This is a genomic window from Enterobacter sp. C3_dUdeg (genome assembly GCF_057536195.1).
Genome location: NZ_BAAKFX010000001.1, coordinates 367461 through 378253, shown reverse-complemented (window position 1 = coordinate 378253; position 10793 = coordinate 367461). Strand labels below are relative to the sequence as shown.

General features: G+C 55.6%; 11 protein-coding genes. 4 read left to right on the top strand and 7 right to left on the bottom strand.

Annotated elements, in window-relative coordinates; genetic code table 11:
- Positions 1-55: 55 nt before the first annotated feature.
- Together AC27FC_RS01675 and AC27FC_RS01670 are read right to left on the bottom strand one after the other, a co-directional pair.
- The gene (locus AC27FC_RS01675) at positions 56-238 is read right to left on the bottom strand and encodes a YodC family protein (protein ID WP_023312315.1); all 183 of its coding nucleotides are present in this window, start codon (positions 236-238) and stop codon (positions 56-58) included.
- A 78-nt stretch (positions 239-316) separates the two neighbouring features.
- Complete coding sequence (locus AC27FC_RS01670) at positions 317-1228, bottom strand: DUF808 domain-containing protein (RefSeq protein ID WP_196354231.1); 912 nt, start codon at positions 1226-1228, stop codon at positions 317-319.
- A gap of 178 nt (positions 1229-1406) precedes the next feature.
- Here AC27FC_RS01670 and yedA point away from each other — a divergent pair, with 178 nt between their 5' ends.
- Positions 1407-2321 carry a drug/metabolite exporter YedA gene (gene yedA / locus AC27FC_RS01665; protein ID WP_033145907.1) on the top strand — a complete coding sequence of 305 codons (915 nt, stop codon included), beginning with the start codon at positions 1407-1409 and terminating at the stop codon, positions 2319-2321.
- Here yedA and AC27FC_RS01660 read toward each other — a convergent pair.
- The 3 genes from AC27FC_RS01660 to AC27FC_RS01650 all read right to left on the bottom strand — a co-directional run bounded on the left by AC27FC_RS01660 (position 2293) and on the right by AC27FC_RS01650 (position 4943).
- Entirely contained in the window at positions 2293-2784 is a 492-nt protein-coding gene (locus tag AC27FC_RS01660; RefSeq protein WP_196354230.1) for a very short patch repair endonuclease, read from the bottom strand. The genes yedA and AC27FC_RS01660 overlap by 29 nt on opposite strands.
- Complete coding sequence (locus AC27FC_RS01655; RefSeq protein WP_487159831.1) at positions 2765-4180, bottom strand: DNA cytosine methyltransferase; 1416 nt, start codon at positions 4178-4180, stop codon at positions 2765-2767. Before AC27FC_RS01655 ends, AC27FC_RS01660 begins: the two co-directional genes overlap by 20 nt.
- A 61-nt stretch (positions 4181-4241) precedes the next feature.
- On the bottom strand, positions 4242-4943 hold the full coding sequence (locus AC27FC_RS01650; RefSeq protein WP_064672753.1) for a phosphohydrolase: 702 nt from the start codon (positions 4941-4943) through the stop codon (positions 4242-4244).
- 284 nt (positions 4944-5227) lie between these two features.
- Here AC27FC_RS01650 and ompC point away from each other — a divergent pair, with 284 nt between their 5' ends.
- Entirely contained in the window at positions 5228-6394 is a 1167-nt protein-coding gene (ompC, locus tag AC27FC_RS01645) for a porin OmpC (RefSeq protein WP_196354229.1), read from the top strand.
- Positions 6395-6446: 52 nt separating this feature from the next.
- On the opposite strand, the gene AC27FC_RS01640 is transcribed toward ompC, so the two are convergent.
- On the bottom strand, positions 6447-7310 hold the full coding sequence (locus tag AC27FC_RS01640; protein ID WP_196354228.1) for an N-acetylmuramic acid 6-phosphate etherase: 864 nt from the start codon (positions 7308-7310) through the stop codon (positions 6447-6449).
- Between the two features lie 164 nt (positions 7311-7474).
- On the opposite strand from AC27FC_RS01640, the gene AC27FC_RS01635 reads away from it, so the two are divergent.
- Both AC27FC_RS01635 and dcuR read left to right on the top strand, forming a co-directional pair.
- Positions 7475-9091 carry a sensor histidine kinase gene (locus AC27FC_RS01635; protein WP_196354227.1) on the top strand — a complete coding sequence of 539 codons (1617 nt, stop codon included), beginning with the start codon at positions 7475-7477 and terminating at the stop codon, positions 9089-9091.
- Positions 9088-9807 (top strand): two-component system response regulator DcuR, encoded by a 720-nt coding sequence (dcuR, locus tag AC27FC_RS01630; RefSeq protein ID WP_045887823.1) that lies wholly within the window; start codon positions 9088-9090, stop codon positions 9805-9807. The genes AC27FC_RS01635 and dcuR overlap by 4 nt, the downstream gene beginning before the upstream one ends.
- Here dcuR and AC27FC_RS01625 read toward each other — a convergent pair.
- Positions 9788-10750 (bottom strand): FAD:protein FMN transferase, encoded by a 963-nt coding sequence (locus AC27FC_RS01625; protein ID WP_196354226.1) that lies wholly within the window; start codon positions 10748-10750, stop codon positions 9788-9790. The two genes, dcuR and AC27FC_RS01625, sit on opposite strands and share 20 nt — an antisense overlap.
- Positions 10751-10793: the final 43 nt, after the last annotated feature.

Sequence of the window (10793 nt, the reverse complement as noted above, 5' to 3'; positions counted from 1 at the left end):
GCCTTACACCCGGTACTAGAGATAAAAACGCCCGGCAAAGCCGGGCGTTATGTGATTAAGCCTTATCCCGCTGGTGCTGCCCGTCTCCCGGCTGAAGCTCATCTTCACGAAATGCTTCCCGCTTGATGCCATAGCCATCGTGCCACCGACATTCCACCATTCCGCTGGAATACCCGGTGACAATCATACGTGGGCCGCCCTTCTTAGGCTTAACTTCATCACTGACCAAAAAGACCATACCTGCCTCCTGTATCAGGGTGAAACTGTTTCAATTTAGACGAGGAATGGTCTTTTTGCATCCCATAACGGGTAACAATTAGTGCGACGTGCCGCGAATTTTTTCAACCAGCTTCACCGCCGCGACCACGATAGCGCCAATGATGAAGCCCAGCACCAGATTCAGCAGCGTGGGCAGAATCGCCGCGACAACGGCCCCCTGCGCCGAGGAAAAATGTTCGATCGCATGGTGCAGCGGCGCGATACCGTGCACCACGATCCCGCCGCCCACGAGGAACATCGCCAGCGTGCCCACCACCGACAAACTCTTCATCAGCCACGGGGCCAGCACCAGCAGGCTTTTGCCGATGCCTCTTGCCACCGCGCTCGATTTCTCCTCCAGCCAGTAGCCGATATCATCCAGCTTGACGATCAGACCCACCAGGCCGTAGACGCCGACCGTGACCAGAATGGCGATGCCGGAGAGGATCAGAACCTGATTCAGGAGCGGCGCGTCAGACACGATACCCAGCGTAATGGCGACAATCTCTGCGGACAGGATAAAGTCGGTCCGAATGGCGCCTTTGACCTTATCGCGCTCGAAGGTTTTCGGATCCTGAGCGGCCAGCGCTTCAAGACGCTGCTGGCGCATCTCCGGCGTATCGCTCTGCTTGCGCGCGATAAAGGAGTGCAGAACCTTCTCTACGCCCTCGAAGCAGAGAAACGCCCCGCCAATCATCAGCAGCGGCGTGATGGCCCAGGGAATAAACGCGCTGATCAGCAGCGCCAGCGGGACCAGAATCACCTTATTCAGGAAGGAGCCTTTTGCCACGCCCCACACCACCGGCAGTTCACGGTTAGCCCTTACCCCACTCACCTGCTGGGCGTTAAGCGATAAATCATCTCCCAGCACGCCTGCGGTTTTTTTCGCCGCCAGTTTCCCCATCACTGAAATGTCATCCAGTAAGGTCGCAATATCATCCAGCAATGTTAATAAGCTACTTCCTGCCAAAATCTTAATCCTTCATTTTTTGGTAATTAAGTGAATAGTATGGAGCAAAAGCGCAAACCCGGAAACACCCACCTCACGTCAACAAAAAATTCACATCTGCTACACAATTAAAGGGCTCGCCAGCGAGATAGTTTTCGCGTTTACTATCAGCGACCTTTTTATTTCGTCGTGAGGGATTATGCGTTTCCGGCAATTGCTACCGCTCATTGGGGCACTCTTTTCGCTGTACATCATCTGGGGCTCAACCTACTTTGTCATTCGCATCGGCGTGGAAAGCTGGCCGCCACTGATGATGGCGGGCATCCGCTTTCTCTCGGCTGGCGTGCTGCTGCTGGCCTTCCTGCTGCTGCGCGGGCATAAGCTTCCCCCGCTGCGCCCGATGCTGAATGCCGCCCTGATCGGCCTGCTGCTGCTGGCGGTGGGAAATGGGTTTGTAACGATTGCCGAGCACCAGAACGTACCGTCCGGGATCGCCGCCGTGGTCGTTGCCACCGTACCGCTGTTTACCCTCTGCTTTAGCCGCCTTTTCGGTATCCGCACCCGCAAGCTGGAATGGCTGGGGATTGGTATTGGCCTTGCCGGCATCATTCTGCTGAACAGCGGCGGTAACCTGAGCGGGAATCCGTGGGGCGCAATCATCATCCTGATTGGCTCGATGAGCTGGGCGTTTGGTTCCGTCTACGGTTCGCGTATCGAACTGCCGACCGGCATGATGGCGGGCGCGATTGAGATGCTCGCCGCCGGGATTGTACTGCTGCTCGCCTCCACGCTGACGGGAGAAAAGCTGACGACCCTGCCGCCGCTGTCGGGCTTTCTGGCGGTAGGCTACCTGGCGCTGTTTGGTTCCATCATCGCCATTAACGCCTATATGTTCCTGATCCGCAATGTCTCGCCGGCAGTCGCCACCAGCTATGCCTACGTCAACCCGGTCGTGGCCGTGCTGCTCGGGACGGGATTGGGGGGAGAAACGCTCTCTTCCGTTGAATGGCTGGCATTAGGGGTGATTGTTTTTGCCGTCGTGCTGGTCACTCTGGGCAAATATTTACTGCCCGCAAAACCGGTGGTCACGCCTTGCGAGGTGGAGAAACCGTAAGCAGGTGAATACCCTGCATGTCGATCTGCGCGGTCTGGCCGCCGCAGCAGATCCACTCCTCAAGCCGTTCGGTCAGATCGGTATCGTTCAGTTTTAATCTGCCTCTCAGCGCACACTCCCAGACGATCAGCACCCGCCAGCCCTGCGCAATCAGCGCGGTGAGATCCCGTCTGTCGCGCTCGACGTTCTTGCCAATTTTATCCAGCCAGAAATCGGTTCGCGTCGCGGGGACCTTAAACAGGTAGCAGTCGTGGTGATGCCAGAAACAGCCGTGGGTAAAGATGATGCACTGCCAGGCGTCGATGACGAAATCCGGGCGACCCGCAAGCGCGGGATCCTGCACGCGGAAATCAAACCCCGCCTGCGTCAGCAGCCCGGCCAGGCGCTTTTCGATGGCGGTGTTACGCGTGCCGATGGCACGCATATTTTTGCTGCGCGTGGCCTTATCGTGAACATCCGTCATTGACGGCCTCACCCTGACGGAGTGCCACCGCCTGTCTGATGCGCGAGGCCAGCAGTTTTGCCACGGCCGCGAACGCGGGAACCACCACCGAATTACCAAACTGGCGGTACGCCTGGGTATCCGAAACCGGAATGCGGAAGCGGTAACCCTGCGGGGTCTCAAATCCCATCAACCGGGCGCATTCCCGCGGCGTTAAGCGTCGCGGACGGTGGCGCTGGTTGTGCGGATCGTCGAAATCTTTTTCACCCAGCGCCTTGTCCCAGCCTCTGTCGATCAGGATCTCTGCCCCATCCTTATAGTAGCGAGCGGACAACGTACGGGTCACGCTGTGCGGATCGTTGGGGTTTACCATCCCAAAACCGAAGCCGTTGCCCTTCGCCTGATGCTTCTTGGCATAGCGGTAGAGGTATTTCCACAGCACCGGGGTAAGGATAAATTTCGCGTCAACGACAGGTTCCAGCAGGTCGGCAACGGTAGGACGACGCTCGGGATACAAAGACGGGATATCACGAAGGGTGAAATCCCCCTTGAGATTGAGATCGCGGCGGAAACCCACCAGCACGATACGTTCGCGATGCTGGGGCAGGAAATGTTTCCCATCAATGATTTTGGGATCGTCCACGCCCATGTCCTGCGAGTCGGCCACGTCATACCCCAGCTCATCCAGGGTCTGCATAATAATGCGGAAGGTTTTTCCGCCGTCGTGGCTCTTTAAATTTTTAACGTTTTCCAGCACAAAGATGGCCGGGCGACGGGCATCGATGATGCGCGCCACATCAAAAAACAGCGTTCCCTGGGTATCGCAGGCAAAGCCGTGGGCGCGTCCAAGGGCATTCTTTTTGGAGACACCGGCCAGCGAGAAGGGCTGACACGGGAAGCCGGCCAGCAGCACGTCATGCGCCGGGATCGTCTGGCGAATGTGCTCGGCGGCGTGTTCATCGCTCACGCCGCTTTTATGGCTCAGGGTGACATCGCGGATATCCGCGTTGAACTGGTGCTCGTGCGGATCGCAGTACCAGTTGGCCTTGTAGGTCCGGACGGCATGTTTGTTCCACTCGCTGGTAAACACGCACTGTCCGCCGATAGCTTCAAAACCGTGTCGGATACCGCCGATACCGGCGAACAGATCGATAAAGCGGAAGGCATAGTTCGGGTGCGCGGCAGGAGGACGCGGAAGCAGGTTTTGCAGATAACGAAACTCGCCTTCGCTCAGGCGACGCCCTGCGCGTTCGCTGGTCAGCAGACGCTTAAGGATCGCCGGGCTCCAGTGGCTCTCGCCGTGCGCCACCAGCAGATTGGCCAGCGTTTTAGCATCATAGATATCCAACAGCTGGCGCAGCAACGCCTGCACCGTTGCCGTTGATTTCTCAGCCTGCTCGGGCGCGGGCTCTGTCACTGATCGATTTTCCTGCATTCTTTTAACCGGAGAGTAAAGACTGGAAACAGATTACCACAGTTCAGTTGCGCAAACTGCGACGGAAGCGGCTCAACACCTGGCTATCCAGCCCGATGCAGTCGCCGTGTAATTCGGCACTGAGTTTCGCCATAAACTGGATCAGGAAATCGGCATTGTGACGTGCCAGCTCGCGGCCCATTTCCGTTTGCATTGTATCAGGCAATCGCAGCAGCTTGGTCTGAAAATGGTCGAGGGCAAACGCACGGTCATCAAGGATACGCGCATCGGCAAAGGGATCGTCTGCATCAAAAAGCGGCACGCCCAGCGCGCCCGAGACGGCAAAGACGCGCGCCAGGCCGATCGCGCCTAACGCTTCCAGCCGGTCTGCGTCCTGCACAATTTTGGCTTCCATGCTCTGTGGCGCAATCCCGGCGCTGAAGCTGTGCGCCTCAATCGCGTGCGCAACGGCGGCTGCGTGCTCTGGCGGAAACTCAGGGAAGTCGCGGCGCAGAATGTCACACGTCCTGCGCGCTGCCATCTGGGATGACCGGCCGCGTTCGGGATGGTTTTTCGGCAGGCTGACAATATCGTGGAAATAGCATGCGGTCAGGATCACCAGCGGCTCCACCGCCTGATCAGCCATGATTTTTTGCGCCGTCATCCAGACCCGACGAAAATGCGAAATATCATGTGCGGTATCGTCGGTGCTGTGGTTTTCCTCAAGCCAGCGCTCAAATCGCTGCTGCCACCGGGCAAGTTCCATCGTCATATCCTGTTGTTTAAAAGTGCATGAATTATAACATAGACGAATTAAATCAATTTAAAAATAGAGCCACGAAATACTTAATAATAATTACACCGTATAAATTCAATGAATTAATTCAGCAGAAAAATAAAGAGATTAATAGAAATGTTTGGCAATATTTCATAGGATTTAATTACATTTATTTTTGAAACTAAATAACACTTCCTGGAATAGTATCAAGCCTGTAATTGCGGAGGGTGATTACATATATTCATATAAATTATGCTTGAAGGGAATATATAATGAAAAGAAAAGTTCTGGCAATTGTGGTACCCGCGTTATTAATGGCAGGCGCAGCCAATGCGGCTGAAATGTACAACAAAAACGGCAACAAAGTTGACCTGTACGGCAAAGTCGACGCGCGTCATACCTTCTCTGACAACCCTGGCGACGACGGCGACGAAACCTATGTGCAGATTGGTTTCAAAGGCGAAACCCAGATCGCTAACGATCTGATCGGTTACGGCCAGTGGGAATATAAAACCTTCGCTAATAATACCGAGGGCGCGGGTGACAAATCGTTTAACCGCCTGGCGTATGCTGGCCTGAAATATGGTGAATACGGTTCATTTGATTATGGCCGTAATTACGGCGTCGTGTACGACGTTGAAGCCTGGACCGATATGCTGCCTGTATTTGGCGGTGACTCTTACACCTGGACCGATAACTTTATGAACGGTCGTGCTAACGGTCTGGTAACCTATCGTAACCAGGATTTCTTCGGTCTGGCTGAGGGTCTGAATTTCGCGCTGCAGTATCAGGGTGCGAATGAAGGTCAGGATGCAACAGAAGGTCAGGAAGGCACGAAAAATGGCCATGACAATGTTCGTTTCCAGAACGGCGACGGCTTTGGTATGTCTACCACCTATGATTTTGACTTCGGACTGAGCCTGGGTGCGGCATATTCATCTTCCGACCGCACGAACAAACAGGTTGCATACGGTGCAGGTAACTACAACCGCTACAGCCCATATGCAGGTGGCGAACGCGCTGAAGCCTGGACCATTGGGGCAAAATATGATGCGCAGGGTGTTTACCTGGCCATGATGTATGCGGAAACCCGCAACATGACGCCATATGGTAATGTTGGTATCGCCAACCAGACCCAGAACTTTGAAGCCGTAGCGCAGTACCTGTTCGACTTCGGCCTGCGTCCGTCTCTGGCATGGGTTTATTCCAAAGGTAAAGGCATTGGCGGCAATGATTACAACCCAGGTAATAATTACGACTATGTTGATCAGGATCTGGTGAACTATATCGATCTCGGTATGACCTACAGCTTCAACAAAAACTTCTCGACTTACGTTGATTATAAAATCAACCTGCTGGACAACGATGAAAGCTTCTACGAAGCCAATGGCATCTCAACTGATGACATCGTTGGCGTAGGCATGACCTACCAGTTCTAATTCCCCAAAATACCAAAGGCCGCAATTGCGGCCTTTTTACTATCTGAAGATCTTACGGCGCTTCCTGCAGCGCCACGCGAATAAACCCGTTATTTTGCGCCAGCAGTTCATGGGCTTTCCACGCATCCAGCCCTGTCAGCACCATCAATACCGCCGTTTTACAGTTATGGTTACAGCTCTCCAGCGCGGCTTTTGCCTCCGCCCGTGTGCATCCCCCCGCTTCCATCACAATGGCGATTTGCCGTTCAGCCCATTTGGTCGTTCTTGCCTCAAGATCCACGCGCAGGTTGCTGTAAACCCGTCCGGTTCGGACGGCCAGCCCGGTGGCAATCATCGAGAGGATCATTTTTTGCGCGATCCCCGCTTTAGTGTTGATATAGCCTGCGACGACGTCGGCCCCCAGCTCCGGAGCGATAACCATGCTCGCCAGCTGCGCGGCTTCGCTTTGCGCATCACCGGTAACGATAGCGACCGGTGAACCCAGCGACCACGCATGGCGCATTGCCCCCCAGACCCACGGCGTTTTTCCGCTGACGGTCACGGCCAGCATCATATCGTGTTCACCAAACTTGATGGCCTGCAGATCGGCAACGCCGCGCTCGTAGCTCCCTTCCCCTTCTTGTGCCGTAACGGCCATCACAGGGGTTTTGCCCGGCGCATATTCATCGGCAATCTGTTGCGCTACGCGCCCTGACGGCCCCGCACCAACGACGATCAGGCGACCGCCGTGGCTGAGCGTCGCGGCGGCGTTGTCCACCACGCGGGCAATAGTATCTAAACAGGGGGTAATCGCAGCAGAAATGAGTGCATCATCCTGGTGAATGACTTTCAGCATGTCCAGCGTGGACAATCTATCAATATTCATCGTGCTGGCGTGCCGTCTTTCCTTGACCGAACCGGTAAGCATAACGCTCATAAACAGCCTCCTTATTATGAGTACCCACACACTATAAAGTGTTTTATATAGATGACCTGCGAGGAGGGTCACGAAAAGAGGACCAAATCCACGCCTTTACATGGCTTTAAGAAAAGCGCGTCATCGGCGATAATTACCCCTTTCTTAATCATCGCGGAGTGTTGATGAGCGATTTGCAGCCTTTCCTTCCGACGCGCAAGCGCCCCATGAAGCTGAACACCCTGGTCACGCTGATGGTGTGCGCGATTATTGCCTCTGTGCTGCTGGTGGTCTTTGCGCTCTACTCCGTGCAAATCACCCGGGCGACCCGCGATGATGTAAAAGATACGGCTCTGGGTATTGCCAGAACGCTGGCCAACAGCCCGGAGATCCAGCGCGGCCTGATGCAGGCACCGCAGGAGAATATTATTCAGCCCATCGCCCAGGCGGTGACGAAACGAAACGATCTGCTGTTCACCGTGGTCACCGATATGCGCGGGATCCGCTACTCTCACCCGAACGAGGCGCTGCTGGGGCTGCATTTTATCGGTGACGATTTAGCTCCCGCGCTTGAAGGCAAAGAGAACGTATCGGTAAACCGGGGTGCGCTCGCCGAAGCGCTTCGCGTCTTCACCCCAGTCTACGACGGCCAGCACGAGCAGATCGGCGTGGTGGCGGTAGGTATCTCCCTGAAAAAGGTTGAAGAGCAGATCGCTCGCGGGCGGCTAAACGCCGTCTGGACAATTTTATTCAGTATTTTTATGAGCTCCATGGCGATTTGGGGTCTGGTGCGGGTCCTGAAACGCATCCTGTTCGGGCTCGAACCTTACGAAATTTCCGCCTTGTTCGAACAGCGTCAGGCGATGCTGCAGTCGCTTCGCGAGGGGGTGCTGGCTGTCGATATTCACGGGCGCGTGACGATGATCAACCAAACCGCCAGAGAAATATTGCTTCTCCACTCCGGCAAGCAGACCGAAAACGCCAGCGCCCCCCTGCTGGCCAGCCTGCGCGAAGTCTCAAAGACGGGCGTCGCGCGCCAGGATCAGGAGATCAGCTGTAACGGGCGTCTATTGCTGTGCAACATGGTGCCCGTTAAAAGTCAGGATCGGGTAATCGGCGCCATCACCACCTTCCGTGATAAAACGGAAATCAGCCAGCTGATGCAGCGTATTGATGGCATGGTCAACTACGTCGACGCCCTGCGCAGCCACACGCACGAGTTTATGAATAAACTGCATGTGATCCTGGGCCTGCTGCACATGAAGCGCTACGACAAGCTGGAAGAGTACATCATCCAGACGGCACATAATTACCAGACGGATATCGGTACGATACAGAGCAAGGTAAAATCCCCGGTTATTGCCGGGTTCCTGCTGGGTAAAATCAATCGGGCGAAAGAAGCGGGCGTCACCCTGACGCTGGCGGATGAATGCCAGATACCGGATACCGCGAGCGAAGAGCAGGTCGCGGTGCTGATCACCGTGCTGGGTAACCTCATTGAAAACGCGCTCGACGCGATGGAAGGACAGCAGGAAGGTGAGATCGGCCTGCTGCTGCATTATCAGAATGGCTGGCTCAGCTGCGAAGTCAGCGACGATGGCCCCGGCATTGAACCCGCTCAGCTGGAGGCTATTTTTACAAAGGGCTTCTCAACAAAAGGTGAAAACCGCGGCGTTGGGCTGTTCCTTGCTCGCCAGCAAATCCAGAACCTCGGCGGCGATATCACCGTCGAGTCTGAGCCAGGCGTATTTACCCAATTTTTTGTTCACATCCCCTGGGATAGCGAGAGGAATATCGCGTGATAAATGTATTAATTGTCGATGATGACGCCATGGTAGCCGACCTCAACCGTCTGTATGTCAACCGTGTTGAAGGTTTTAGCTGCTGCGGCGTCGCCTCCACGCTAAACCAGGCCGAGGCCATCATTAATAACCCCGGGCAGCCTGTCGATCTGGTGCTGCTGGATGTCTATATGCAGCAGGATAACGGGCTGGATCTGCTGCCCGTTATTCGCGCATCCGGTCGCCCAATCGATGTGATTATGATCTCGTCGGCTGCCGACGCCGCCACGATCCAGACCTCCATCCACTACGGCGTGGTGGATTATCTGATCAAGCCGTTCCAGTTCCCACGCTTTGAAGAGGCGCTGAACGGCTGGAAGGCAAAGCATAGCCTGATGGGTTCGCACCAGTATTATGAGCAGGCCGACGTCGACCGGCTGATCCACGGCGGGGCGCCGGAACTGGCGGACAGTAAAAAGCTGCCGAAGGGGTTAACGCCGCAAACGCTGCGCACGATTTGCCAGTGGATTGACGCTCACCCGGAGACGGAATTTTCTACCGATGACCTGGCAAGCGCGGTCAATATCTCCCGCGTGTCCTGCCGCAAGTACCTGATTTGGCTCGCACAAATCAACATTCTGTTCACCAGCATTCACTACGGTGCCACCGGACGTCCGGTGTATCGCTACCGTCTCCAGCCGGAGCAGACCGGCCTGCTCAAGCAATACTGTCAGTAACGCGGTAGTCGTTATCCAGCAGGGTAAAGCGGAAGTGGTGTGCTGAAGAGAACACCACTTCTTTTGTTTTGGTCACAAAGATAGCTTCAATATCGGCGCGCGCGCGCAGGGCGGCGCAGCCTTTTTCGACGCCCATGCCGTACATCAGCGTGGTCCAGATATCGCCGTCGATGGAGTCCTTCGAAACAATCGTTACGCTGTCCAGCTCGTTGTCCAGCGGATACCCGGTGCGCGGATCGAGAATATGGTGATAGCGCCTGCCGTTTTGCTCAAAGTAGCGCTCGTACGTTCCCGACGTCACGACGGAGAGGTTCTCTACGGTCATCGTGCCGATCAGCGCATCACCGGCGAACGGTTTTTTCAGGCCCACGCTCCAGCCCCCTTCCGGCGAGCCTAACGTCTGAATGTTTCCGCCGAGGTTGATCAGCCCCAGCTCAGCGCCCTCTTTATGCAGGTAATCACGCACCCTGTCGGCGATATAGCCTTTGGCAATGGCCCCCAGATCGATCTCCATCCCCGCTCTGGTCAGAAACACGCTGCTGCTGGCCTCATCAAGAATGACATCTTCAGGACGGGTAATCGCCAGCAGCGACGCGATTTCATCGGCAGGCGGAACGCTGTCCCCCTGAAAGCCAATTTTCCAGCGCTTCACCAGCGGACCTATCGCCAGGTTAAAGGCGCTGTCCCTGAACAGGCTTGCCGCTTTGGCACAGCGGATCAGCTCAAACACCGGCCGGCTGACGGTAACCGGATGCTGCCCAGCCGCATGGTTGATGTCCATCACCTGCGAGTGCGCGCGGTTAACGGTGAGCAGATCTTCGTACTGTTTGATCAGGCGAAACACGCGGGACGCGAGGGCTTCGTCGTGGGAGAAGAGTTTCAGGAGAATGGGTGAGCCCATCAGGACGGCGGAATAGCTGTAAACGCGATGGCTATCAGGCATGGCTGGAGTCCTCAGATGTAGCCCCGGCAGGCACCGCGCCGCC